28 protein-coding genes are annotated in these 24,972 nt (G+C 27.2%); 22 read left to right on the forward strand and 6 right to left on the reverse strand.

Annotation, left to right across the window (positions count from 1 at the left end):
* The 3 genes from NSA50_RS00005 to NSA50_RS00015 form a co-directional block, all read left to right on the forward strand.
* Positions 1-196: transposase (locus NSA50_RS00005; RefSeq protein WP_257442094.1), on the forward strand; the 196-nt coding region annotated here is incomplete at its 5' end.
* 575 nt (positions 197-771) lie between these two features.
* A complete protein-coding gene (locus NSA50_RS00010) occupies positions 772-4,353 on the forward strand; it encodes a CehA/McbA family metallohydrolase (protein WP_257442095.1) in 3,582 nt (1,193 codons plus the stop codon).
* A 90-nt stretch (positions 4,354-4,443) separates the two neighbouring features.
* Positions 4,444-5,667, forward strand: coding sequence for an Ig-like domain-containing protein (locus NSA50_RS00015; protein ID WP_257442096.1), 1,224 nt, complete (start codon positions 4,444-4,446; stop codon positions 5,665-5,667).
* A gap of 44 nt (positions 5,668-5,711) precedes the next feature.
* Here NSA50_RS00015 and ytaF read toward each other — a convergent pair whose 3' ends face one another.
* The gene (gene ytaF, locus NSA50_RS00020) at positions 5,712-6,335 is read right to left on the reverse strand and encodes a sporulation membrane protein YtaF (RefSeq protein WP_195264217.1); all 624 of its coding nucleotides are present in this window, start codon (positions 6,333-6,335) and stop codon (positions 5,712-5,714) included.
* A 162-nt stretch (positions 6,336-6,497) separates the two neighbouring features.
* Between ytaF and NSA50_RS00025 the strand changes: the two genes are divergently transcribed.
* Together NSA50_RS00025 and NSA50_RS00030 are read left to right on the forward strand one after the other, a co-directional pair.
* A complete protein-coding gene (locus tag NSA50_RS00025; RefSeq protein WP_195264216.1) occupies positions 6,498-6,767 on the forward strand; it encodes a DUF1292 domain-containing protein in 270 nt (89 codons plus the stop codon).
* Between the two features lie 13 nt (positions 6,768-6,780).
* Positions 6,781-7,179 carry a hypothetical protein gene (locus NSA50_RS00030; protein WP_257442101.1) on the forward strand — a complete coding sequence of 133 codons (399 nt, stop codon included), beginning with the start codon at positions 6,781-6,783 and terminating at the stop codon, positions 7,177-7,179.
* Positions 7,180-7,613: 434 nt separating this feature from the next.
* Here the strand turns inward: NSA50_RS00030 and NSA50_RS00040 are convergent, their stop codons facing one another.
* Complete coding sequence (locus NSA50_RS00040) at positions 7,614-7,814, reverse strand: hypothetical protein (RefSeq protein WP_195264214.1); 201 nt, start codon at positions 7,812-7,814, stop codon at positions 7,614-7,616.
* Positions 7,815-8,121: 307 nt separating this feature from the next.
* On the opposite strand from NSA50_RS00040, the gene NSA50_RS00045 reads away from it, so the two are divergent.
* From NSA50_RS00045 to NSA50_RS00075, 7 genes are all read left to right on the forward strand, one after another.
* Positions 8,122-8,313 carry a DUF896 domain-containing protein gene (locus NSA50_RS00045; RefSeq protein WP_195264213.1) on the forward strand — a complete coding sequence of 64 codons (192 nt, stop codon included), beginning with the start codon at positions 8,122-8,124 and terminating at the stop codon, positions 8,311-8,313.
* Positions 8,314-8,325: 12 nt separating this feature from the next.
* Positions 8,326-9,234, forward strand: coding sequence for an HPr(Ser) kinase/phosphatase (gene hprK / locus NSA50_RS00050; RefSeq protein ID WP_195264247.1), 909 nt, complete (start codon positions 8,326-8,328; stop codon positions 9,232-9,234).
* Between the two features lie 61 nt (positions 9,235-9,295).
* Positions 9,296-10,693 (forward strand): aminopeptidase, encoded by a 1,398-nt coding sequence (locus NSA50_RS00055; RefSeq protein ID WP_257442107.1) that lies wholly within the window; start codon positions 9,296-9,298, stop codon positions 10,691-10,693.
* A 132-nt stretch (positions 10,694-10,825) separates the two neighbouring features.
* Complete coding sequence (locus tag NSA50_RS00060) at positions 10,826-11,044, forward strand: phage holin (protein WP_195264211.1); 219 nt, start codon at positions 10,826-10,828, stop codon at positions 11,042-11,044.
* A gap of 129 nt (positions 11,045-11,173) precedes the next feature.
* Positions 11,174-12,013, forward strand: coding sequence for a MerR family transcriptional regulator (locus tag NSA50_RS00065; protein WP_257442110.1), 840 nt, complete (start codon positions 11,174-11,176; stop codon positions 12,011-12,013).
* Positions 12,013-12,390: a hypothetical protein gene (locus tag NSA50_RS00070; protein WP_257442112.1), complete on the forward strand. Its 378-nt coding sequence runs from the start codon at positions 12,013-12,015 to the stop codon at positions 12,388-12,390. The genes NSA50_RS00065 and NSA50_RS00070 overlap by 1 nt, the downstream gene beginning before the upstream one ends.
* A 101-nt stretch (positions 12,391-12,491) precedes the next feature.
* Complete coding sequence (locus tag NSA50_RS00075; protein ID WP_257442114.1) at positions 12,492-13,751, forward strand: MFS transporter; 1,260 nt, start codon at positions 12,492-12,494, stop codon at positions 13,749-13,751.
* Positions 13,752-13,862: 111 nt separating this feature from the next.
* Here the strand turns inward: NSA50_RS00075 and NSA50_RS00080 are convergent, their stop codons facing one another.
* Positions 13,863-14,699, reverse strand: a complete 837-nt coding sequence (locus NSA50_RS00080; RefSeq protein ID WP_257442116.1) for a PHP domain-containing protein — start codon at positions 14,697-14,699, stop codon at positions 13,863-13,865.
* Positions 14,700-14,831: 132 nt separating this feature from the next.
* Here NSA50_RS00080 and NSA50_RS00085 point away from each other — a divergent pair, with 132 nt between their 5' ends.
* From NSA50_RS00085 to folK, 7 genes are read left to right on the forward strand one after another with little or no spacing between them, the layout of a single operon-like run.
* Positions 14,832-15,425 carry an anthranilate synthase component II gene (locus tag NSA50_RS00085; RefSeq protein WP_257442118.1) on the forward strand — a complete coding sequence of 198 codons (594 nt, stop codon included), beginning with the start codon at positions 14,832-14,834 and terminating at the stop codon, positions 15,423-15,425.
* Positions 15,418-16,767, forward strand: coding sequence for an aminodeoxychorismate synthase component I (pabB, locus tag NSA50_RS00090; RefSeq protein WP_257442120.1), 1,350 nt, complete (start codon positions 15,418-15,420; stop codon positions 16,765-16,767). Before NSA50_RS00085 ends, pabB begins: the two co-directional genes overlap by 8 nt.
* The gene (locus NSA50_RS00095) at positions 16,767-17,510 is read left to right on the forward strand and encodes an aminotransferase class IV (protein WP_195428563.1); all 744 of its coding nucleotides are present in this window, start codon (positions 16,767-16,769) and stop codon (positions 17,508-17,510) included. Before pabB ends, NSA50_RS00095 begins: the two co-directional genes overlap by 1 nt.
* A 12-nt stretch (positions 17,511-17,522) precedes the next feature.
* Complete coding sequence (gene folE, locus NSA50_RS00100) at positions 17,523-18,077, forward strand: GTP cyclohydrolase I FolE (RefSeq protein WP_195264204.1); 555 nt, start codon at positions 17,523-17,525, stop codon at positions 18,075-18,077.
* Positions 18,078-18,088: 11 nt separating this feature from the next.
* On the forward strand, positions 18,089-18,562 hold the full coding sequence (locus NSA50_RS00105; protein ID WP_195428561.1) for an HD domain-containing protein: 474 nt from the start codon (positions 18,089-18,091) through the stop codon (positions 18,560-18,562).
* A gap of 26 nt (positions 18,563-18,588) precedes the next feature.
* Positions 18,589-19,398 carry a dihydropteroate synthase gene (gene folP / locus NSA50_RS00110; protein WP_257442129.1) on the forward strand — a complete coding sequence of 270 codons (810 nt, stop codon included), beginning with the start codon at positions 18,589-18,591 and terminating at the stop codon, positions 19,396-19,398.
* Between the two features lie 10 nt (positions 19,399-19,408).
* Positions 19,409-20,224, forward strand: a complete 816-nt coding sequence (folK, locus tag NSA50_RS00115; protein ID WP_257442131.1) for a 2-amino-4-hydroxy-6-hydroxymethyldihydropteridine diphosphokinase — start codon at positions 19,409-19,411, stop codon at positions 20,222-20,224.
* A gap of 111 nt (positions 20,225-20,335) precedes the next feature.
* Here folK and NSA50_RS00120 read toward each other — a convergent pair whose 3' ends face one another.
* Complete coding sequence (locus NSA50_RS00120; protein ID WP_195264200.1) at positions 20,336-20,824, reverse strand: DUF4883 family protein; 489 nt, start codon at positions 20,822-20,824, stop codon at positions 20,336-20,338.
* Between the two features lie 117 nt (positions 20,825-20,941).
* On the opposite strand from NSA50_RS00120, the gene NSA50_RS00125 reads away from it, so the two are divergent.
* The 3 genes from NSA50_RS00125 (at position 20,942) to NSA50_RS00135 (ending at position 23,748) form a co-directional block, all read left to right on the forward strand.
* The gene (locus NSA50_RS00125) at positions 20,942-21,373 is read left to right on the forward strand and encodes a hypothetical protein (RefSeq protein ID WP_195264199.1); all 432 of its coding nucleotides are present in this window, start codon (positions 20,942-20,944) and stop codon (positions 21,371-21,373) included.
* Between the two features lie 157 nt (positions 21,374-21,530).
* Entirely contained in the window at positions 21,531-22,559 is a 1,029-nt protein-coding gene (locus NSA50_RS00130; RefSeq protein ID WP_257442132.1) for a pyruvate kinase, read from the forward strand.
* A 415-nt stretch (positions 22,560-22,974) separates the two neighbouring features.
* A complete protein-coding gene (locus tag NSA50_RS00135; protein WP_195264197.1) occupies positions 22,975-23,748 on the forward strand; it encodes a response regulator in 774 nt (257 codons plus the stop codon).
* Between the two features lie 164 nt (positions 23,749-23,912).
* Here the strand turns inward: NSA50_RS00135 and NSA50_RS00140 are convergent, their stop codons facing one another.
* Positions 23,913-24,233: a DUF1540 domain-containing protein gene (locus tag NSA50_RS00140; protein ID WP_195264196.1), complete on the reverse strand. Its 321-nt coding sequence runs from the start codon at positions 24,231-24,233 to the stop codon at positions 23,913-23,915.
* Between the two features lie 25 nt (positions 24,234-24,258).
* Entirely contained in the window at positions 24,259-24,801 is a 543-nt protein-coding gene (locus tag NSA50_RS00145; protein ID WP_195428555.1) for an NADH peroxidase, read from the reverse strand.
* Between the last annotated feature and the right edge of the window lie 171 nt (positions 24,802-24,972).

Genomic DNA, 24,972 nt, shown 5'->3' on the forward strand with positions numbered 1-24,972 from the left:
TAGGTCTATTCAAGCCGAAGGTACATTTGGAGTAATTAAGGAAGATCATGGATTCAGAAGATTTTTACTTCGTGGTTCGGTCAATGTAAAAATAGAATTTCTACTTAAAGCATTAGCATATAATATTTCTAAGTTACATAACAAAATCATTAGTAATAGATTAGGATGTAGTATTTTTATAAAAGAAATATTATAAAAAACTATAACTGTAACTTTTTTAAAAAAGGGGTATATTTACCTCTTTTAGTCATGCAACAAAATAAATATTTAACCAGATATTTCATAGTATGTTTTTATTATAACCCCTAAAATATCAATTTTAAAATGCAAAAAAAGAGGTTGCTACAAAATGATTAAAAATCATTTTGCAACAGCCCCTTTTGTTAATTTTCTTTAATATGTTTGACAGAAGTTTTATTCAGCATAATAAATTAAATTTACTTAACATAATATAAAAAGTTTAATAAAAGTACTTAAATAATAAATAAATAATAAAAAATAATAAAATATGTAATATATATTGAATCAAAAACTAAACATTAGGTCGATTTATAGATAAAAATAATTATTTTATATAATTATTTTCGACTTGAAGAAGAAGTACTAAATGATAAAATTAAATTAGTAAAAGGTGGAAGGAGGAGTTTTTTGGGGGAAAGGTACAAAGAGATTCTATTTAAATTTACATTTTAAGTTTGGCATAATTTATTAAAGGTATAAGGATAAATACTTATATCAAGAGCTTATTAAAATATTTTAAGGGGGATGAATATGAAAAAGCTTTTAAAAAGCAGAATGTTAAGCTCATTTATGGCACTTACAATGATATTAGGACTAATAACTGTACCAGTAAAAGAAGTTAAAGCAGAAAAAGCAAGTAGTATAGTGATAAGTGAAGTATATGGCGGTGGAGGAAATTTTGGATCTAAATATAAAAACGATTTCATAGAACTATATAATCCAACTGATAATGATATTGATTTGACAGGTTGGAAAATAGAATATGCAAGTGCCACAGGAGAGTTTGGAAAAAATAATTGTAACTTAAGTGGGACAATTAAGGCAAATGGATATTTTTTAGCTCAGCAAGCAGCGGGGGCTGCTGGAACAGAAGCTTTACCAGAGCCAGATATAATAGGCGAATTAAATATGGGAGCTTCAAATTTAAAGGTTAGAGTAGTCAATGCTGAAGGAGCAGTTATAGATTTCGTTGGTATTGGAACAGCGACAACTTTTGAAGGAGATAAGGCTGCACCTGCAATTAGCGCTAGTTTGAGTGCTCATCGTAAAGATAATGACGGATCAAATAATGGAATAACTAATGGTTGGGATACTAATAATAATGGAAATGATTTTTACGTAAAAGAACCAACTCCTAGAAATTCAAAATATTCATCTGTAGACATTGCATTAATTGGATTGAAAATTGATGAAAATATATATCTTGAAGTTGGAGAAAATAAAAGTTTAACACTTGCTTATACCCCAGAAAATACTACTGAAAAAGGTGTTGAATATATAAGTTTAAACCCTGAAATAGCAACAGTAGATAAAGATGGGAAAGTTGTTGCTGTTAAAGAAGGAAAAGCAATTATAGAAGTTAAATCAACAATAAAACCTGATATAAAATCAGTATGTAGAGTAGAAGTAAATAAAACTACAGATAAGATTGGGCCAACAGTTAGTGATTTAAAGCCAGCAAATGGACAAAATATAGGAAATTTAAGACGTCCTGAAATTAGTGCAACTTTTCAAGATGAATCAGGAATAGCTATGGATTCAATTAAGTTATCACTTGATGGAAAAGATGTAAGCGGTAACATATCTAAAGATGATAAAACTATAAAATATTCTGTAGGAGAAGATTTAGCAGATGGTGCTCATACTGTTTTAGTTGAAGTCAAAGATTCTTTAGGAAATTTAACAGCTCAAGAATGGAAGTTTACAATTGGAGAAGTTAAGAAAAACTTATATTTTGGACAGCTACATTCTCATACTAATATATCAGATGGTACTGGAACTGTAGATGAGGCATATCAATATGCAGAAAATACTGCAAAAGTAGATTTCTTAGCTGTAACAGATCACTCAAATTGGTTTGATAATGATAAATTAGCGAGCATAGCTGATGGATCAATGAGTGAAGCTTGGAAAAAGGGTTTAAATGCTGCAGATAGGTATAATAAAAATGGAGATTTCGTAGCTATTTATGGATATGAAATGACTTGGTCAGGTTCTACTGGTGGATATGGTCATATTAATACTTTTAATACGCCAGGATTTGAGACAAGAACAAATATTAAAATGGATTTGAAAAATTACTATAATGCTTTAAAAACCCAAAAACAATCCATGTCACAATTAAATCACCCAGGAAAAACTTTTGGAGATTTTAGTGACTTTGCCTATTATGATGCTGAAATAGATAAGCAAGTTACATTAATTGAAGTTGGAAATGGTGAAGGAGCTATTAGAGGATCAGGATATTTCCCTTCATATGAATATTATACAAGAGCACTTGATAAAGGATGGCATGTTGCCCCTACGAATAATCAAGATAACCATAAAGGTAAATGGGGAAATGCAAACACTGCAAGAACTGTTGTAGAAGCATCTGATCTTTCAAGAGAGTCTGTTTATGATGCAATAAAAGAAAGAAGAGTTTATGCAACAGAAGATGAAAATTTAAAAATTTCTTATGAAGTTAATGGAAATACAATGGGATCAATAATACCACAAACAGATTCACTAGAATTTAATGTTAATGTTGAGGATATTGATTCTAGAGATAATATTAAAAAGATTTCAATAATTGGCGATGGTGGTAAAGTTGTTAAGTCAATTGATAATGTAAATTCTACAACTAAGAACTGGTCATTTACATTAGATAAATCAACAAGTTCATATTACTATGTAAGAGTAGATGAAGCAGATAGTGATATAGCTGTTACATCTGCAGTTTGGGTTGGAGAAAGAGAAAATTTTGGGATTTCTACAGTAGATTCTGACACAGAAGTAATTATTGCTGGTGAGGAATTCAATATAGGAACTACTATATATAATAATGAAGCAACAGCTATAAATAATATTAAAGTAGAATACTATTTAAACAATGGAAGCGAAGCAATAGATACTCAAACTATTGAAAAAGTAGATGCAGGATCATCAATAGTAGCAAAGCTAAAACATAAATTTGAGAAGGCTGGAGATTATTCTTTCCAGGTAAAAGTAACAGCTACTATTAATGGAGAAGTTAAAGAATTTAAAGGATCTATTGAAGTTGAAGTTTTAGAAGCAAATGAAGTTTCTAAAGTTGTTATAGATGGAGCACATCAAAATCAATATGTATCAGGAGACTATTCAAATAAAGTTACAACATTAACCGCTTTAATGGCACAAAATAAAGTTAAGGCAATTATAAATACTAAACCTATAACAGATGAAGTTCTAAATGGAGCATCACTGCTTATAATGTCAGATCCGCAAAGTACAGTTAAGGATGCATATGGATTAACTCCTCAAAAATATACTGACGATGAATTAGCTGCAATAGCTAGATTTGTTAAAAATGGTGGAAATATTGCAATAACTTCTAAAGCTGACTATGGAGATGCTAAGGATGAGTATGGAAATGCAAGACAAGGTAATTCTGTACTTGAAGCAATAGGAGCAAAAATAAGATTTAATGATGATCAAGCAACGGATGATAGTGAAAATGGTGGTCAAAACTATAGGTTATATTTTGATGATTATAATTTAGAAAGTAGTTGGATGAATGGCATAGATACAACTAAAAAATATAGTTTTTATAGTGGTTCAACACTTATAATGCCATCAGATAAATCAAACATAGATGTTTTAGTAAGAGGTCATGCAAATACTTACGGAAATGATGCTGATAACCAAAAGGATAATACTCCAGTAGGAAAAGGTGAAGTTGTGGGATTAGCAGTTGAAACTTTAAGTAATGGAGCAAAAGTTGTAGTGTCAGGTGCTACCTTCTTCTCAAACTTTGAGATGGATGGATTAGATTATTCTAATTATCAAATAACAGAAAAAGTTATAAAAGAACTTGCTTCAGCACCTGAACTTCCAATAAGTAAAATTGCTGATGTAAGAATAGATGCTAATAAAGATAATCTTCCAGATAGATTTGGTGAATCTGTAGTAGTTGAAGGATATGTAACAGCAGCATCTAACGTAGCAGCACCTGGAAATTCATTCTTTGATGTTATTTATATTCAAGATGAAACAGCAGGGTTAACTATATTTGGAGTTTCGACTACATCAGTAAAATTAGGTCAAAAGGTAAGAATTAAAGGAAAAGTTTCATCATATTTAAATGATGCATAAATAGCTCTTAAAAATGAAAGTTTAGGGCTTAAAATTATTGATGAAAATATTAATTTAGTACAGCCAATTAAACTGTCAACAAAGGATAGCATGCTAGAAGAAAAAGAAGGCCTTTTAGTTAAGGTTGAAGGAAAAGTAACTAGGATTGAAGGACAAAGTATATTTGTAAATGATGGTTCTGGAGAATCAAGAGTTTATGTAGAAGGTTACGTTAGAAGTAGTAAAAATCCTGGAGTAGATGATGAATGGAAGGCTAGAATTAACGTAGGAGATAAAGTTTCTGCAATTGGACTTGAATCTGAGGATCCGGAAGGTCATAGACTAAGAGTTAGAGATTCAGCAGAAATTGAAAAGTTACAAGACAATGATGATGTGAAGGTAACAGGAATAAGTTTAGATAAGACATCAGTAGAATTAAAGATAAATGAAAGCTTAGAATTAAAAGCAAGCATTTCACCAGCAAACGCAACAAATAAAGAAGTTACATGGACAACAAGTGATGAAAAAGTTGCAAAGGTAGATGAAAATGGAAAAGTAACAGCTATAGGAGAAGGAAAAGCAACAATAACAGTTACAACAAAAGATGGAGGCTTTAAAGCTACATGCGAAGTTACTGTTAAGAGCGATAAGGATGATAATGGAACAACTGATCCTGTAGAAAATATAGTTGAAAAAGTAGAAAATCCTAATGGAAAGAATCAAGTAGTTATAAAAATTCCATCAAATGAAATTAGAGTTGAAATAAAAGATATAGAAGCTATAAAAACTGGAAATGGATCTTTTGAAATTAAAAATGGAGAAAATACTATACTACTACCATTTAGCTTAATTGATAAAGAACTATTAAAAGAAGATTCAAGTATAATTTTTGAAATGAAGGTTAAAGAAGATGCAACTATTACAGCTGGAATTAGAGGAGTTAAAAAAGTATTTGAATTCAACTTATTGATTAAGAATGGCGAAGAAGTAGTTACAGTTCATAGCTTTAAAGATGGAGTTGCAACTGTAACTTTAAAGTTAACAGATGAAGATTTAAAAGGCTTAAATAAGGCTAACTTAGCTGTATTTTATTATAATGAAGAAACTAAGACATTTGAACAATTAGAAACAACTATAAATGGAAATGAAATAACTTTTAAAACACCACATTTTAGTAAGTTTATAATTGCAGAAAAAGCTAATAATGAAAGTGGAGTAACTTTACCAGCTACTGGTGGGAATAATCCTATTTATTTAATAATTGTAGGTATAATTATAGTTGGAGCTGGAGCATTTATGTTATTAAGCAAAAAGAAAAAGATGGAAAATAAATAAATTCTATTAAAAAATTTAGGCTGCTAAATTATCTTTAGCAGCCTTTAGAATGCTCTTAGAAAAGCTAAAATTATAAGCATTGCACCTGATAGCCAAGAAAGGTTTATATTTGTAGTTTCAACAAACTTCTTTCCCATAAAAGCACCAAGTAAAATGGCTATTATACCAATTAAAAGAGCGACTATAAAAACGTCTATATAATTAATAGATATAAGGCTACTACCAAATCCAACAGCTAAACTATCTAGTGATAGGGCTAATGCAAGGTAAAATGCTTCTTTTGATGTAAGTATCTTAGATTTATCGAAATCAGCCTTTGTTTCATCTGCATATACTTGTAGAACAATATTAAAATCAAATAATTTAAAAGTTAATGGTGATAAATTATTTGATTTATTCTTAATATAAGATTTTAATAAACTTTCAAAGAGTCTATATACTCCTAAAAGAAAAAGTATAAGAAAACTCATAATTCTTGCAACATTAGCAGATATATAATTTTGAAGGAATCCACCAACAATAAGAGAAAGTCCAAGCATACTAGCTGATATTATGTCCACTATGAAAGCAGAGGTCAGTGGAATTTTGATTTTACTAGTTCCATATGCAATACTTGCTATGAATGAATCTATTGATACAGATAAAACTAATATTATTGTTTCAATCATAAATTTGTCCTCAGAAATTATTTTTACTTCATAATATGAAAAAAATATTTATATAGTTACAAAAAGTGATTTAATATAAATCTAAATTAATAAAAAAATAGTAGTAAAAAATCTTTTTTAAATATAAAATATTATTTGATAATTAAATTAAAGGAGAACAAAATGGATAATAAAGAATTGAACTTAGAAGATAATGAAAAGAAGATAATGAGTTTCTTAGATGAAGATGGTAATAAAATAGACTTTGAAGCTGTAGCAAGAATTTATTTAGAAGAAAAAGAATATTTGTTATTAGCTCCAATGGATGAAAAGAGCGAAGATGTGTATGTTTTTAGAGTAGATAATGTAGATGGAAAAGAAGAGTTAAACTTAGTTGAAGATGATAAGGAATTTTTAGCGGTTAAAAAAGAATATAAAAAATTATTATATTAAATTGGAGGAGTTTATGAATTATAGTAAGATTATAGAGATATTAGATGGAAATTATTTAACTGAAATTGAAGAATTAAAAAAAGAAGATGGTTTATTCTTGGTAAAATTCTTTTTAGATTTTGATGAAGATGTTTTAAAAGCAGCAAGAAGTTATTCAAATGAAGAAAGTGATTACGAAGAAGAAAGTAATGAATGGTATAAAGAATACTTTATTCCTTACCTTTATGACTATGGTAATGATGAAGTTGTTGATATAATTGAGGAAATAGTTGAAGAGCTAGAAATTTCAGGCGAAGTTATGGCTTTTCAGATTGATCCAGGAAATTGTGAAAATATTAAGTTTATGGCATTGTTTACAGAAGAAGAAAGTGATTTATCTATTGAGGATGTTGCAAAAGAGTTTATTTGCTAATTGATAGATACATATGAAAAAAATTCTATTGCATATGAAGCAATTTATGATATAATAAAATCATAAAATAAATCCTGAGATGTGCGCTAAGCTTATAATATTCAACCTACATTATTGATACGGGATTTGCAATAGCTAAAACAATGTCAGGCTTCAGTAATTCACTTTATGTGGCAGGAGAAGGCAGCGGATTAGTGAGCTTAACCCACCTGCGAGCCGCAGGTATGAATATTTAAGTGAACGGCATGTTGGGAGTATATTTGTTAATAATACCTCATGTAATGAGGTGTTTTTTTTATTCAGAAAATATAGAAACTTTTAAGTTAATAGCTTATAAAGTTTCTATATTTTTTGTTTTATAAGGAATTATATTTAACTAATTTATAAATAAAGTAATCATCAAATTCACACATAATAAATAATTAGTAGACTATTTAAGCAACCTTTTTGAAAGGGTTGCTACCAAAGTGTCTTTTTACATATCTTTTATAGATATTCTTTTGTGATTTACTTATTAGCTTGTCCAAATCTTGTGAAAGATAAATTATTAATCTGTTGCTTGGAGAAAGATACCCTAATAAAAAGTTAAGTATAGCTTTCTTTAGTAGTATTTGTCTTCTACATTTCTTTATCATTTTTAGTAGCACCTCCATCTATTTACAAAATACATCGTGTTATAACAATATTATACCAAAAAGTATAAAGATGTAAAATAAATTCATAAAACAAATAACAACAAATTAGTTTAAAATTTTACTGTATCCTTTATCAAAAATTGTAAAAATATCAAATATAATGGAAGGTATATAAAAATATTACATGGATATAAAAAATAACGAGAAAAGAGTTTGTCGAAATTATATAAGTTGATATTGATTTAAATAGAGGGTAAAATATAAGAAAGAATTAAAATTAAAATTAGAATAAAGAGGAGAACTAAAGATGGATTATCAAAGTATGAAAATGGATGATGTAATAAAAAGAATTAATGAACTTTATAAGAAGAGTAAAGAAGAGGGATTAAACGATTTAGAAAAAGAAGAACAACAAATTTTAAGAAGAAGATATATAGATAGTGTAAAAAATAATTTTAGAGCTCAGCTAGAAACAGTGGAACCAAAAAAAAGAAATTAAAGGGTGATAAATTTGTCAGTTACAGTTGAAAAAATAATAAAAGATTTTGACATGGAAGTATTGGTTGAAGGGGAAAAAGATGTAGAAATATTTGTAAATGATATAAATAGACCAGGATTACAATTATCAGGCTTTTATAATTACTTTGCTCCTGAAAGAATACAAGTAATAGGAAAAGCAGAATGGAGTTTTTTAGAGGCAATGGGCCTTGAACTTCGTAAGAAAAGAATAGATAAGTATTTCAGTTTTAATTTAAAATGTCTAGTAATTACAAGAGATTTAGAACCTCAAGAGGAGTTATTAAAAGCAGCTAAGAAAAATAAAATTTGGCTTATTAGAACTAAATTAGTAACAACAAAACTTATTAGTAAGCTAACTATTTATCTTACAGGACAATTAGCACCAGAAACTAGACTTCATGGAGTATTGGTGGATGTGTATGGAATAGGAATATTGATAACAGGAGAAAGTGGAATTGGCAAAAGTGAAACTGCTTTAGAACTTATAAAAAGAGGTCATAGATTAGTAACTGATGATGCGGTAGATATAAAAGAAATTGATGGAGAGTTAATTGGTAGGTCACCAAGAATTACTATAGGTATGCTTGAAGTAAGAGGAATTGGTATAATAGATGTCGCATCGTTATATGGGTTAAGTTCTATATTACCTGAAAAGGATATACAATTACTTATGCATTTTGAGCATTGGAAAGATGATGGGGATTACGATAGACTAGGATTAAATGATGATCGTCAAGATATATTGGGAGTTAAAGTTAAAAAACTTAGAGTTCCTGTAAGGCCAGGAAGAAATATCGCTGTTATAATAGAGGCTGCGGCTGTAAATTATAGACATTCACTAATGTCTGAGGTTACTCCGGTAGATATAATTGAAAGTAGAATGGATAAGATAATAGAATAATACTTATATTAATAGTATAGGTTTAAAAATACTTATAATAAATAAAATCAGGAGGGCTAATATGGATAAAAAGGAAGATAAAAAAAATCCTTGGTTAAAATATACGGGAGATAAGAAAGATGAATTATTTGATTTTTGTAAGGGATATATAGATTATATGTCTTTATGCAAAACAGAAAGAGAATGTGTTTTAACAAGTATAGATATGGCTGCTGCTCTAGGATATAGAGATTTAGAAGAAGTTATAGAAAATGGAGAAACTTTAAAAACTGGTGATAAGATATTTATAAATAATAAAGATAAAGCATTAGCACTATTTCTTATAGGTGAAGAGCCAATTGAAAAAGGTATGAGAATAATAGGATCTCACGTAGATTCTCCAAGATTGGATTTAAAGCAAAATCCTCTATATGAAGATTCTAACCTTGCAATGATGGAAACTCATTATTATGGTGGAGTTAAAAAGTACCAATGGGTCACATTACCATTAGCATTACACGGAGTTGTTGTTAAGAAAGATGGTACCAAAATTGATGTAGTAATTGGTGAAGATAATAATGATCCTGTTGTAGGAATATCTGATCTCTTAATACATTTATCTGCAGATCAACTTCAAAAGAAAGCTAATGTAGTTATTGAAGGTGAAGATTTAAATTTATTAGTTGGAAATATGCCTTTAGAAGGATGCGAAAAGGATGCTGTTAAAGCAAATATTCTTAATATCCTAAAAGAAAAGTATGATTTTGAAGAAGAAGATTTCTTATCAGCTGAAATAGAAGTAGTTCCAGCAGGAAGAGCTAGAGAATATGGATTAGATAGAAGTATGATAATGGCATATGGTCAAGATGATAGAGTTTGTGCTTATACTTCATTAATGGCTCTTTTAGATTTGGATAAAAGCAAATATACTTCAGTAGTATTATTAGTTGATAAAGAAGAAGTAGGAAGCAATGGAGCAACTGGGATGCATTCAAAATTCTTTGAAAATGTTGTAGCTGAAGTTATGGATAGACTTGGAGAATATTCAAGCTTAAAATTAAAAAGAGCATTAGCAAACTCAAAGATGTTATCAGCAGATGTAACAGCTGCTTATGATTCTAATTATCCTTCTGTAATGGAAAAGAAAAATTCTGCATATTTCGGTAAGGGCCTTGTATTTAGTAAATATACAGGCGCAAGAGGAAAATCAGGATGTAATGATGCAAATCCAGAATTTATGGCATGGCTTAGAAATGTTATGGATAAAAATGATGTTTTATTCCAAACAGCTGAACTTGGTAAAGTAGATCAAGGAGGCGGTGGAACGATCGCATATATTTTAGCAGAATATAATATGGAAGTTATCGATTGTGGTGTAGCGCTTCAAAATATGCATGCTCCTTGGGAAGTAGCAAGTAAGCTAGATATCTATGAAACTATGAGAGGATATAAGGCTTTCTTAGAGGAAGAATTAGAATAAATAGTTTAATCAAGAATAGAGTTAAGACTGTATCAATACTAGTTTTTTACATAGATTGATACAGTTTTATATTTTATTCACATAATTAGATTTTAGTGAATAAAATATATCATAGGCAAGAGGTGATTTACTATGAATTTTGATTGGTCAAGATTTAAGAACTATGGTTTATGGGTTTCTATTCTTGCATTAATTCCAATGATTTTAAGTGCTTTTGGTGTACACATAGTTCCAGAAGAATATCGAACTATAACTCATGCAATATTATCTATATTAGTTGCATTAGGTATAGTTAGTAATCCTACAACTCAATCCAAATGGTTTAATGACGATAAAAGAATAGATAAATAAATTTAAATATAATTATTTATAGAGATATTATTTTTAATAATATCTCTATTTAATTATTAGAAGTATTTGAAAGCCATAATAAATTAATATAAAATTAAGTTATTATATTATTGAAAAGTGAGAGTATATATGAAAATTGGGGAATTTAGTAAGATAAACAAAATAAGTATAGAAACTGTAAGACACTATATGGATTTGGGCCTAATTATACCATATAAGAATGGGTCTCAATATGAATTTAATCAAAAGTGTCAAAAAGAACTTGAAAATATTTTAAATCTAAAATCTTTAGGATTTACATTAAATGAAATAAAATCTATTTTTGTTTATGAGACCTTAGGAAAGCTTAGTATCACTGAAAAAAATAATATTTTACATGATTTATTTACATTAAAGAAAAAGGAAATAAGTAAAAAAATAAATGAACTAGTAGAGATAGAAACTAAATTGACAAAGAAAATAAAAGATATAAATTCAGTAGAGGTAAAAAGAAATTTTAGTTTAGGAATAGATATTAAAAATTTAAATTTATTATCATGTGTTAGTTGCAGAGAAGATTTATACTTAGAAGAAGGCAATATAAAAAACAACCAAATATTAGATGGAAAGTTAAAGTGCACTTGTGGTATTAGCTATAGTGTAAAATCTGGAATATTAATTGTTGATGAGTATGCTGAAAAAAAGAGTAGTGAAGTAAATAACAACATTATTGAAGAGTATATAAAAGAAACCGATGAAAATTATATTTTGAATGTAAGAAAAGGATTAGATTGGGTTCATAATGAGCTTTGTAAGCTTGATTTTAGTGATAAAGTAATCTTAGAAATAGGAAGTGGATTAGGATTTCTATTAAGAAATTTATATGATGATTTAGATGAGAGTAGCGTATATATTGCTATAGATAATAATATTGAAAAGCATAATTATTTGAAATCATTAATTGAAAGAAGTAATACTAAAAAAATATAATGTTTATTTGTACAGATTTTAAGTATGTGCCAATAAAGGAAAAGTCCATTGATTTATTTTTAGATTATGGAGGGAGCAGTAATTACTGGTTTGAAAAAAATGATTTTTCTATTAAAGATATATTAAAGTATTTAAAAGAAGATTCATATGTTGGGTTATCGTACATTTTATTTAAAAAATTTGTGTTAAGTAACTCCATAAAAGAAGAAAATAGAAAAAATTTTAATATTAATTATATTAAAGAAGAGCTAAAAAAACATAACTTTAAAATGATATCAGAACAGAAATCAGATTATTTAAACAAACCTAGTATATATGAAGATTATTTTTCAGAAAGTGAAGAAGTTTATTCATATTTGTATTTTGGAAAACGGTAGGGTTAACCCTATCTTTTCTTTTGAGTTTAATAAAAATAAGAATATTAGATACTTGATATGGTGTAAAGGAGATAGTATAGAATTTTCTAGAGGTGATAAGAATGAAATTTATAAAAAATAAAGGAGATAGAAATGCTCTCTTATTTTATCTAGGAAGCTTAGTATCAATATTTGGGACAACGATATATACTTTTGCAATAAGTTTATATACGTTAAAGATGACTGGATCAAGTGTTAGTTTTTCTACAACATTGATTTTAAGTATAATACCTATAATTATACTAAATCCAATTGTGGGAGTTATGGTTGACAAATTTAATAAGAAAAAATTAGTAGTTACAGCTAATCTATTAAATGGAATATTTCTAGTTATAATATATTTAATAAGCAATTGGAAGGGGTTAAGCATTGGAATTATTTATTTAAGTACTTTTGTTATTAATAGTATAAATATTATATTTGATGTTAGTATAGATTCTTCAATACCTAATATTGTTTCGAAAGAAAAAATAGTTAATATCAATGCAGGAAATCGAATAATAGATTCAATATCCTCTGTACTTGGTCCAGTATTTGGGGGAATAGCTTTTGCTATATTTGATATAGAGTTTTTTATATTAATAAATTCTATTTCATTTTTACTTTCAGCTATTTTAGATACTTTGATTGATTTTAAATATAATACTAATAGTGAATTAGAAGAGAAGCAGGATAAAAGAATTACGATAGGAAATTTGAATTATTTTAAGGAAATAGCAGAAGGTTTTAAATATTTAATAAGTAAAAGATACATTGTTGAGATTCTAGCCCTATTTATAATAGTTAACTTCTTTATTTCTTTCTCGGTTACTATTCCAATACCAATTATTTTAAATAATATATTAGAAATTCCAGCTAAAAGTTTTGGATTAATTCAGGGAGCAATCCCGATAGGTATGATAATAGGCGCATTTATGGTAAAAAAGATCATAGCAAAATATAAGTTGAATAGTATCTTTTCAGTAACAGGAATAATTATGTCTGTTAATATAATATTACTTTCTATCCCACTTTTTATTAATAACATAAATAATATAAATGTATATGTTATTTACTATTTGCTTATAATGATCTTTATGGGAATATGTGTATCTTTAGTTGATATTCCTTTTTCATATACTATGCAAACTAATATAGAAGAAGAATTTAGAGCGAGGTCTTTAAGTTTAACAATAAGTATAGTAAAAGTAGTTGTTCCTATATCATATTTAATATCAGGAGTTTTACTTCAAAATATAGAAGCTTATATAGTAATTTTATTTGGAGGAATTACAGTTTTAATAGTAAGTATAATATTCTATAAATATATATCAAAGAAATAAAGAGATGTATAAGACACCTCTTTATTTAGAATGAAAAGTATAAAATTATGATAGTATTTTACACTGGATTATTTTCATTTATATTATTAAGGAGCTGCTACAGACAGCTCTTTAATTATGAGAGAGAACCCAACTTAACATAGAGAATATAGAATCATCTTGAGGAATATTAACATCGCCTACACTTCCATGACCTTCATCATTAGGAATTCCATGACAATCTGATCCGCTTGAAATAAATAAATTTCTGTCTTTAGCTAGCCTTAAAAATTTATCTGTATCTTTTTCGGTATTTTTATAATAAATAGCTTCAAGTCCATCAAATCCCAAATCTAATAAATCTTCAACAGGTGTTTTTTTAACCAATACAGGATGTGCTAAAAAAACTAAGGCACCATACTTTTTTAATAGTTTAATACCATCTTTAGTAGAAAGTTTAGTAGATGGAATATAAGCTGGACAATTATTACCTATAAAGTTATCAAATATATAATCATGGTCATAAGGATAACCAGCATCAATTATAGCTTTTGCTATATGAGGTCTTGCAATAGTATCTTTTCCATTAGATAAAACTTTATTTATATCAATTTCAATATTATGATATTTTTTTAAATTATCAACTATCTTATATGCTCTAGAAATTCTTCTTTCTTTAAATTCATTTAATATATTATTAAGTTCAAGATGATCATAATTATCTTTATTAAAGAAGCCTAAAACATGGATTGATTCACCATTATATTCTGTAGAGAGTTCTATTCCAGGAATAAATTTAACATTGAGAGTTTCAGCCTCATTTAAAGCTTCTTTTATACCAGTTAATGTATCGTGATCTGTTAAAGAAATATAGTCTAAGTTCTTTTCTTTTGCCATTTTTACAATATCGCTAGGAGTGAATCTACCATCAGAACAAATAGAATGAATATGCAAATCGCATTTAAACATATATCTTCTCCTTTCAAATTAATAATATATAACTTAGAATTTTAAAGTTATATACTATTATGATATAATTTATTCATTAAAATAATTTTAACATAATAATATTGCTTTTAACACAAAACATGGAGGAGATTTATGCTTTTAATGATAGATAATTATGATTCGTTTGTGTTTAATTTAGTTAGATATATAGAAGAGTTAGGAGAAGATGTTTTAATATATAGAAATGATAAGATAACAATTGAAGAAATAGAAAAGCTAGATATAGATGGAATAATAATTTCTCCAGGCCCTAAGACACCTACTGAAGCAGGGATATCACTAGATATCTTACATAATTTTAAAGGCATTAAGCCTATATTTGGAATATGTCTTGGGCATCAGTGTATAGGTCATTATTTTTCTAGTAGTGTAATAAAAGGAAAAGAGCCTGTGCACGGTAAAATAAGTTATATTAATCATTCAAATAAAGGTGTATTTAAAGATATAAAAAATCCATTAAGAGTCACAAGATATCATTCTCTTATAATAGATGAGAAAAATCTTAGTAGTGATTTAGAAGTTACTAGTTATACTGGAGATAATGTAGTTATGGGGGTTAGACATAAGAAATATCCTATTTTTGGAGTTCAATTCCATCCTGAAGCTGAAATGACAGAAGATGGACATAAAATAATAAAGAATTTTATAGAGATATCAAAGAACTTTAGGGAGGATATGAATGGTTAAAGTAAGAGAAGTTAAAATTAAATTTAATCCTCTTGAGGTTTATAATATTTTTAAGGATGGAGTAAATACGATATTATTAGATTCATCTAAAGAAGATAAAATTTTATCTAAATTTTCATTTATAGGTATAAATCCTTTTATGATTTTTGAGTCCAAAGGACAAGAATCATTTATTAACAAAGTAAAAGTACAAGGTGAACCATTTGGGGTTCTAGAAAGTCTTATAAATAAATATAAATACGATAATAACGAATATGAAAATATACCTCTTATTTCAGGCGCAATTGGATATATATCATATGATACAGGAAGAATATTGGAGAGGATTCCAGATACAAGTAATGAAGATTTTAATATAAGTGATATGAAGTTTATTTTTTATAAGAATATAATAATTTTTGATTTAGAAAATAATAAGCAATACATAACATCAATAAGTGATACTAATTATAATGAAGAGTTAGATTATTTAGAGAAAAAGATAGGTTTAGCAACTGTAATAAAAGAGAACAATTTTGAATCTATAAATAATAATTTTAAATCTAACTTTGAAAAAGAAGACTATAAAAAAGCAATTACTAAATTAAAAAACTATATTGTAAATGGTGATGTTTATATTGCTAATATGACTCAAAGGTTTTATACGGAAAATGAGGAAGAGCCATTTGAAATATATAAAAAATTAAGAACTATAAATAAGGCTCCTTTCTCTGCATATATGAATTTTGAAGATTTTCAAGTAATAAGTTCCTCACCTGAAAGATTTATAGAAATAAATAAAGGCAAAGTAGTTACAAGGCCAATAAAAGGGACAAGACCTAGAGGGAAGAATGAAGAAGAGGATATAAAGAATAGTCTAGAACTTATTAATAGCGAAAAAGATAGAGCAGAGTTATTAATGGTAGTAGATCTTGAAAGAAATGATTTAAGCAAGGTATGTAAACCTCACTCTGTAAAAGTAACTGAACTTTTTAAGCTTGAAAAATATGCGACTGTATTCCATTTAGTTTCAACTGTAGAGGGAAGATTAAAGGATAATGTATCTGCAGTGAAGTGTATTAAAGAATGTTTTCCAGGGGGATCTATAACAGGAACACCCAAAATTAGAGCTATGGAAATAATAGAAGAATTAGAGGGGTTAAAAAGAAATCTTTACACAGGTTCTATAGGTTATTTTGATTTTAGAGGAAATGCAGATTTTAATATTGCTATAAGAACAATTATTAAGAAAGATAATAAGGCTTACTTTGGAGTTGGTGGCGGTATAACTTATGATTCTATAGAAGAAGATGAATATAATGAAACACTAGATAAAGCAAAAGCTTTAATGAGGGTATTATAATGAGAAATGTAATAGTTGGAAAAGATAAGATAACTATAGATAGTGGATATTTTTTTGCAAGAGGTGTATTTGAAACTATACTAGTGAAAGAAAAGCCAATATTTTTAGAGAAACATATAAATAGACTTAATAATGGTATTAATACTTTGCAAATTGGAGAATTAGTAGAAGTAGAAGATATTAATAATTTAATAAAAGATTTTAATATAGAGAATTGTGCGTTAAAAATAGTTGTGACAGAAAAAAATATAGTATTAGAAACAAGAGAACTAGTATATAAAAGTGGAGATTATTTAAGAGGATTTTCATTAAAGATAGCAGGGACAATAAAAAATTCAACTTCTAAATTAACATATATAAAATCTATGAACTATTTAGAAAATATTTTAGAAAGAGAAGAAGCTACAAAAGAAGGATATAATGAAGTTATATTTTTAAATGAAAAAGGATATGTATGTGATGGCAGCTTATCTAATATATTTATTGTGAAGAATGGTACAATCTTTACTCCAAAAGTTAGTAGTGGATTACTTCCAGGGATAGTTAGAGATTATGTTATTAGAAATCACAATGTAATAGAGAAAGAAATAAATTTAGATGAAATAATGAATGCAGATGAAATATTTATAACAAATAGTTTATTAGGTATAATGGGAGTAAGTAAATTTGAAAATAGAATTTTGACAGAAAATAAAATCACAATTAAGATTAGAGAAGAGTATGAAGCACAAATTGAAAACTAGGAGGGGCGTTTAATGATAGATAGAGAAAAAATATTAGAAGGAGTAAAGCTAATATTAGAAGGTATTGGAGAAGATCCAAATAGAGAAGGGCTTTTAGAAACTCCAGATAGAATGGCTAGAATGTATGAAGAAATATTTTCGGGTATAGGACAAGAAGCAAAAGAGGAACTATCAAAAACATTTACTGTTGAGGGCAATGATTTAGTTCTTGAAAAAGATATTACATTTTATTCAATGTGTGAACATCACCTTGTACCTTTTTATGGTAAGGCTCATATTGCTTATATACCAAATGGAAAGGTTGCAGGACTTTCAAAACTTGCAAGATGTGTAGAAGTTTATGCAAAGAAACCACAGTTGCAAGAAAGATTAACAACAGAAGTTGCTGATGCAATAATGAAATATTTAGATGCAGAAGGCGTTATGGTAGTAATTGAAGGTGAACATATGTGTATGACTATGAGAGGTGTAAAAAAGCCAGGAACAAAAACTATTACAACAACGTACAGAGGATGCTTTAAAGACGATTATGAGCTAAGAAAAGAAGTAATGAGCTTATTAAAATAGGAGGTGGGATTTTGCAAAATGTTAACAAGATTCTAAATAGCCCTAAGTATAAAAGCTTATTAAATGAATTAAATGAATTAGAAATAAATAGAGAATTTTGCAATCATACCATTGAGCATTTCTTAGATGTTGCAAGAATTGCGTATATAACTGTACTAGAAAAGGGTTTGAAATATAATAAAGAAGTAATATATGCTATAGCTTTATTACATGATATAGGAAGAGTTTTGCAATATAATGAAGGAATAGATCATCATAAAGGAAGTGCCATAATAGCATCGGAATTATTAGAAGATACAAATTTTAGTAAGGAAGATAAAAATTTAATTATTAAATGTATAAAAGAGCATAGGCAAGAAAGTGATGATGAGCTTTCAAAAATTATATATAAAAGTGATAAGCTTTCAAGAAATTGTTTTAATTGTAAGGCTTATAATGATTGTTATTGGGATGAAAATAAAAAAAATAAAATTATAAGATTATAAAAATACAAGCTAAAGGGGAGAGAAATATGAAGATAGCAAATAAAGTAATAAATTTAGATGAAAGAACTTATGTAATGGGTATACTAAATGTAACACCAGATTCTTTTTCTGATGGTGGAAAATACAATGAAACTCAGGAAGCTGTAAAAAGAGCAAAGCAAATGGTAGAAGAAGGTGCCGATATAATAGATATAGGTGGAGAATCAACAAGACCAGGAGCAGAGTATGTATCTGAAGAAGAAGAAATAAAGAGAGTAGTGCCAATAATTAAAGCTATAAAAAATGAGTTAGATGTTTTAATATCAATAGATACTTATAAAAGTAAAACTGCAGAAGAATCTATAAAAGCAGGAGCAGATATAATAAATGACGTATGGGGATTTAAAAAAGATAAAAATATGGCTAAAGTAGTAGCAGAATATAATGTACCATGCATACTAATGCATAACAGAGAAGATAAACCTTATACTAATTTAATGAACAATGTATTAGAAGATTTAATAGAAAGTATAAATATAGCTTTAGATGCTGGTGTAAAAAGAGAAAATATTATATTAGACCCAGGCATAGGGTTTGCTAAAACTTATGAGGAAAATTTGATTGTGATGAATAACTTGGAACGAATTGTAAATATAGGATTCCCTGTTTTACTTGCAACTTCAAGAAAGTCAATGATTGGATTAGCATTAAATTTACCAGTAGATGAAAGAGTAGAAGGAACTATAGCAACTACTGTAATGGGAATAATGAAAGGATGCAAAATCGTTAGAGTGCATGACGTGCTTGAAAATAAAAGAGCTTGCATAATGACAGATAAAATATTAAAAATGAAATAGAGGGAAAACTATGGATAAGTTATATTTAAAAGATGTTGAGATATTTGCAAACCATGGTGTATTTAATGAGGAAAAATCTCTTGGACAAAAATTTATATTATCTTTAGAATTAGATATAGATTTGAGCTTAGCATCTAAAACAGGAGATTTAACAAAGTCAGTTCATTATGGAGAGCTTTGTCATAATATCGAAAAGGAATTTCAAAAAGAGAGCTATGATTTAATAGAAACTGCAGCAGAAAAAATAGCAGAATACGTATTATACAATTATGATTTAGTAAAAAATATAAAAGTATATTTAAAAAAACCATGGGCACCAATAGGAAGACATTTAGATACAGCTGCAATTGAAATAAATAGAGGATGGCATAAAGCATATATTGCATTAGGTAGCAATATTGGAGAAAAAGAAGAAAATATAAATATTGCTATAGAAAAAATAAAAGGTAATAAGGAAATAAAATTAGTAAAAAAATCTACTATAATAGAAACAGAGCCATGGGGATATGAAGAGCAAGATAGTTTTAAAAATGCGGTTATAGAAGTAGATACTATATTGAATCCAAATGAGCTTATGACTTTGCTACTAGATATAGAAAAAGATATGAAGAGAGAAAGAATAATTAGATGGGGTCCAAGAGTAATAGATTTAGATATTATCTTTTATGATGATTTAGTAACAAGCAATGATTTCGTAACAATACCTCATCCTAGAATGGAAGAAAGAGAATTTGTATTAGCTCCATTAAATGAAATTGCTCCTAATATGATACATCCATTAAATAAAAAAAGAGTGTTTAGAATGTTAGAAGAAATAAAAAAATAAAATAACAAAAAATAATAATAAAAATAGTTTTATAGAATAACATAAGTTAGATTAAAATAGGACAGTAGATAAGTTAGTGTAAAAATAAGAATTTATCTACTGTCTTTTAAATTATCCTTCAAATCCACTTGAAACTTTCTTTATATATTCACAAAACTTATATAAATTATAATAATCAGAGACACCTTCCATGGAAATATTATCCTTATCATATACCCCATCCCAAGGATGAATTGATATTAATTTGTCAGTATATGCATTTATTATATATTTTGCATCTGAGAACTCTATAATTAACTTATACTCAGGAGTAAGATCTTTTTCTATTTCAGCTCCATAGTTTTCATTACTTAATGACTCGATAAATTCAGGTAAAATGCTATGTTCACCTTCATTAACACTATAATACTTATATACATTTAAATCGAAAATTTTAATTGTATAGGATTCGTTATTATTTAGCTTTTCTTGAATTTGATTTGTATAGTAATTATTACTTGGTTTAGACTTTGGTCTTATGTATTGTGAGCTATTAAAATTACAACCAGTAAATAAAAATATAATTAATACAGAAATAGAAGCAAAAAAATATTTCTTCACGATTTACCTCCTCAAATAATAAGTTATATATAAACTTATTCTTATAAAAAAGACTTTAGAACATTTTTACACAAAAGAGAATATAATGAACTAATAACAATTTTCCTTGGAGGCAGGGTGAAATACGGAATAGATATAAATAATACTAGAATTTTAAACGCCATTTCACAAGGATTAAAGGAAAGAGGTAATTTCATTGTAAATTTATCTCAAATTCAAAATAGAAATATAGGGAAAAACTTATTAGAAAAGGTTCTTATAGCCAATATAACAAATATAGATTTTTATGTTGGAATAGAATTTAAAAAAGATATTTCGATGTGTGAAATATTTTATGATAGAAATTCAAAAATTTGCTGTGAAATGGTAGAAAATCTTTTGAAGAATAACCTTAAAAATACGATTTGTGAAAAAGGTGAACATCTTTACTTGCTTAAAAATACAAATGCACCCGGATTATATATAAAGATACCTCTAGAAAATGAAGAGATAATAGAAAAATTATATATAGAAGGAATAGTTAATATATTAGCTAATATTAATTTGTAATGTGTGATAGTAAAAATAATAGTATAAATATGATATGAAAGTTCTTTAAAAACATAATTTCATATCATATTTTTATGAAATTATACAAAGAGATTTTAGTAATAAAAATATTATTTGGGTAGTAGAAATAAGTATCAGTAATAATGGGGAGAGTATTATGCACATAATAGCAACTATAGGACCAAAATCTACAGATAAATGGATTATTAAAGAACTTATAGAAAATGGAGTAGATATATTAAGGTTAAATTGTTCTCATTTTAATAAAGACGAATTTGAATATGTAATAAAATTTTCTAGGGAGATAAAAAGAGATGTACATATACTAGTTGATTTATGTGGGAAAAAGATAAGAGTATCTAAAGATTTAAAATATATATATAAGATTTATAATGGACAAGAAGTGTATTTTTGTGGAGAAGATTTATATAGGAGCATAGATACTTCAAAACTTAATGAAATGAAGCTTATTCCTTTAACAATAGGAACAGAGGAAATAATAAAAAGTGACATTAAATCTATCTCTATGAAGGATAATACTATGAATTTCGAAATTATAGAAGTAGATAAAGGCGTAATAAAAACTAAAGTTATTAGAGGAGGAATTATAAGGGGAGGGAAGGGATGTAATTTATCTAATGTATATGATGATAAAACTTTTTTAAGTGAAGAAGATAAAGAGAATATATTATGGGCGTTAGATAATGATATAGATATAATTTGCCAATCTTTTGTTGAAAGAAAAGAAGATATTAATATAATAAATAAATTAATAAAAGAAAAATATCCAGATAATAAATGTAGACTATGGGCTAAAGTGGAAACACCTACTGGAATAAGTAATATTAAAGAAATTTTAGATGCAGTGGATTCCATTGTTATAGGAAGAGGAGATTTAGTACCTGAGTCAGGTATATTAAATGCTGTAAATCTTCAAGAGCAAGCTATTAATATTATAAAGGAAAGTAATAAAAAAGTTTTTATAGCAACACACTTATTAAATAGCATGAAGAATGGCAATCCTGCAACTTTGCCAGAAATAGAAAGCATTTATAAATTTATCAAATATGGTATTGATGGGTTTTTATTAGCTGGAGAAACTTCTATAGGGAAAGCTCCGATTCAAACTGTTAAGTTCTTAAAAAATGCAATAGAATATTATAGCATAGGTGATATAAATGAGTAAGAAGATAGAAAAAATTATTTATTCAATATTATGGATGCTTTTAGGAGTTGCAATGATTTTATTATTTTTATATGTATATGAATGTGTTTGGTGAGATATATTCTAAAAGATAATATCAATATTTACTATACTTTTAGTTTTAATTATGTAAATTATTAATTAAAACATAGATTTAAATTAAAAATCTTTGAAGTAATTTTCAAAGATTTTTAATTTTTTTGCCTTCAGTTTTCAAGTTGATATATAGTTTGCTCTGGCCTAGAGTAAAGTTAAGAAATAAGTAAAATTATATATTTGATCTTTTTATTACAAAAGATTCATCTAAAAGATTCATAAGTTTAAAATTCTTACGATAAATATAAAGAAACGTATTTAATATATATTTGATTTAAAATGATATAAAGGTGGGAAGAAAATGTACAATATATTACATGTAGAGCAAAGTAGTTTTTTTTCTAAATTAGTAGAGAAAATTGTTAAAGAAAAAGGACATAAGTATATTAATGTGAATGGTTTTAATGAGGCAAGAGAAGTATTAAATTCGCAAAATGTTAGTCTTATAATATCATCATTATATGCTAATGGTGGAGATATTGAAGAGTTTGTAGGAGTAGTAAATAAAAGGTTTGATATTCCTATTTTTATAGTTACTAGTGAAGATATGGATGATAAAAGAAAAGATTTGGTTAATCTTGGTATAAGTGAATATATACTAAAAAAAGATTTAGAAGAAGAAATTAGAAATTATTTAGATAATATTTTTAGAGCTGACGAGTATATGAGGGATCTTCAAGAAGCTAATATTGCAATAGTTGAGGATAACGAATTTTTTATAGAGTTTGAAAGAGAAATATTAAGGAGTAGAAAAATATATAACGTAGATTATTATAAAGACGGGAAATCATTAATAGATAGTAAGAAGAAGTATGATATTTATTTAATAGATATTATTCTGCAAAATGAATTTGGCAAGGATTTAATTAGAAAAATAAGAAGAAGTAATATAGATGCATCAATTATAGCAGTAACTGCATTAGATAATAATAAAGCATTGTCTAAAATTTTAGATTGTGGTGCTGATGATTTTATAACTAAGCCAATAGATGAAGAATTATTCATAGCCAAGCTAAAATCTAATGTAAGGATATATAGTCTTCAAAAAAAGCTAAATAAATTTATTGAAAATTAATTTTCTTAAGGGAAAAGAAATATTTTCTTATAGTTTTTGTAACAGTACTGACATAAAAACATAGTAATATATGTATATAGTTGTTAGCGCAGCTTAGCAATTAATAATTTATCCCCTTAATAAAAAAATGATATCCGTGATTGGATATCATTTTTTTTAGTATATTATTCTCTGCAAAAGCTTTCACAATTAGTTTGGCTATATAATTTAGCATCATTTCCTGAAACATTTATAGAGTTTAATGAACACAACTGATTTTCGTTATATTTACAGCTATTAACTTTACATACTAAACAACTACAAGGATCTCCTTCATCATAAACATTATTAGTTAAATTTCCATAAGTATATCTATCTAAGAATGATCCACAACATGTATCAGATTCAACATCTGAATTCTTCCCAACAACGTTTATACGATTAGCAAAACAAATGTTTTCTTTGTTATGAGAACAATTATTTGCACTACAATAAATTTTTTGCATTGAAATCTCTCCTTCTTAATGATTATTAATTAAAATATCTATCTAATAAGCCTTTGAATGCACATCCATGTCTAGCTTCATCTTTACACATTTCATGAACTGTATCATGAATAGCATCAAGGTTTTGTTGCTTAGCTAAATCAGCAAGTTTCTTTTTACCATCACAAGCACCATATTCAGCTTCAACTCTAGCTTGTAAATTTGCTTTTGTATCTGGAACAACAACTTCACCTAAAAGCTCTGCAAATTTAGAAGCATGTTCAGCTTCTTCATAAGCAATTCTTTTATATGCCTCGGCAACTTCTGGATATCCTTCACGATCTGCTTGACGTGACATAGCTAAGTACATTCCAACTTCAGTACATTCACCTGTAAAGTTAGCTCTAAGTGCTTCTAAAATTTCTGGATCAAGGCCACTTCCAGTACCAATCTTATGTTGATCTGCCCATTTCATTTCATCAGTGATTTCTTGAAATTTTTCAGGACCTACTTTACAGACAGGACAAAATTCTGGTGGTGCATCTCCTTCATGGATATAGCCACAAACAGTACAAACAAACTTTTTCATTTAGAATCCTCCTTAAAATAAATTTAGATAATAATCTAAAATATAGTAATAGTATTTACTAAATGCCTTAAAAAATACATAATTAATAAAAAGTAATATTTTAATCATAAAATTCAGGAGATGAGAATGTTTACTTAAAGTAAATTAACATAATTTAAAATAAGAGTAGAT

This window comes from Clostridium mucosae, from assembly GCF_024622765.1.
Classification (GTDB): Bacteria; Bacillota; Clostridia; order Clostridiales; family Clostridiaceae; genus Clostridium.

Excerpts from the sequence above, each read along its gene's own strand:
- NSA50_RS00010 (WP_257442095.1), top strand. The coding sequence starts at position 772 with ATGAAAAAGCTTTTAAAAAGCAGAATGTTAAGCTCATTTATGGCACTT.
- NSA50_RS00015 (WP_257442096.1), top strand. The coding sequence starts at position 4,444 with ATGCTAGAAGAAAAAGAAGGCCTTTTAGTTAAGGTTGAAGGAAAAGTA.
- ytaF (WP_195264217.1), bottom strand. The coding sequence starts at position 6,335 with ATGATTGAAACAATAATATTAGTTTTATCTGTATCAATAGATTCATTC.
- NSA50_RS00025 (WP_195264216.1), top strand. The coding sequence starts at position 6,498 with ATGGATAATAAAGAATTGAACTTAGAAGATAATGAAAAGAAGATAATG.
- NSA50_RS00030 (WP_257442101.1), top strand. The coding sequence starts at position 6,781 with ATGAATTATAGTAAGATTATAGAGATATTAGATGGAAATTATTTAACT.
- NSA50_RS00040 (WP_195264214.1), bottom strand. The coding sequence starts at position 7,814 with ATGATAAAGAAATGTAGAAGACAAATACTACTAAAGAAAGCTATACTT.
- NSA50_RS00045 (WP_195264213.1), top strand. The coding sequence starts at position 8,122 with ATGGATTATCAAAGTATGAAAATGGATGATGTAATAAAAAGAATTAAT.
- NSA50_RS00055 (WP_257442107.1), top strand. The coding sequence starts at position 9,296 with ATGGATAAAAAGGAAGATAAAAAAAATCCTTGGTTAAAATATACGGGA.
- NSA50_RS00060 (WP_195264211.1), top strand. The coding sequence starts at position 10,826 with ATGAATTTTGATTGGTCAAGATTTAAGAACTATGGTTTATGGGTTTCT.
- NSA50_RS00065 (WP_257442110.1), top strand. The coding sequence starts at position 11,174 with ATGAAAATTGGGGAATTTAGTAAGATAAACAAAATAAGTATAGAAACT.
- NSA50_RS00070 (WP_257442112.1), top strand. The coding sequence starts at position 12,013 with ATGTTTATTTGTACAGATTTTAAGTATGTGCCAATAAAGGAAAAGTCC.
- NSA50_RS00075 (WP_257442114.1), top strand. The coding sequence starts at position 12,492 with ATGAAATTTATAAAAAATAAAGGAGATAGAAATGCTCTCTTATTTTAT.
- NSA50_RS00080 (WP_257442116.1), bottom strand. The coding sequence starts at position 14,699 with ATGTTTAAATGCGATTTGCATATTCATTCTATTTGTTCTGATGGTAGA.
- NSA50_RS00085 (WP_257442118.1), top strand. The coding sequence starts at position 14,832 with ATGCTTTTAATGATAGATAATTATGATTCGTTTGTGTTTAATTTAGTT.
- pabB (WP_257442120.1), top strand. The coding sequence starts at position 15,418 with ATGGTTAAAGTAAGAGAAGTTAAAATTAAATTTAATCCTCTTGAGGTT.
- NSA50_RS00095 (WP_195428563.1), top strand. The coding sequence starts at position 16,767 with ATGAGAAATGTAATAGTTGGAAAAGATAAGATAACTATAGATAGTGGA.
- folE (WP_195264204.1), top strand. The coding sequence starts at position 17,523 with ATGATAGATAGAGAAAAAATATTAGAAGGAGTAAAGCTAATATTAGAA.
- folP (WP_257442129.1), top strand. The coding sequence starts at position 18,589 with ATGAAGATAGCAAATAAAGTAATAAATTTAGATGAAAGAACTTATGTA.
- folK (WP_257442131.1), top strand. The coding sequence starts at position 19,409 with ATGGATAAGTTATATTTAAAAGATGTTGAGATATTTGCAAACCATGGT.
- NSA50_RS00130 (WP_257442132.1), top strand. The coding sequence starts at position 21,531 with ATGCACATAATAGCAACTATAGGACCAAAATCTACAGATAAATGGATT.
- NSA50_RS00135 (WP_195264197.1), top strand. The coding sequence starts at position 22,975 with ATGTACAATATATTACATGTAGAGCAAAGTAGTTTTTTTTCTAAATTA.
- NSA50_RS00140 (WP_195264196.1), bottom strand. The coding sequence starts at position 24,233 with ATGCAAAAAATTTATTGTAGTGCAAATAATTGTTCTCATAACAAAGAA.
- NSA50_RS00145 (WP_195428555.1), bottom strand. The coding sequence starts at position 24,801 with ATGAAAAAGTTTGTTTGTACTGTTTGTGGCTATATCCATGAAGGAGAT.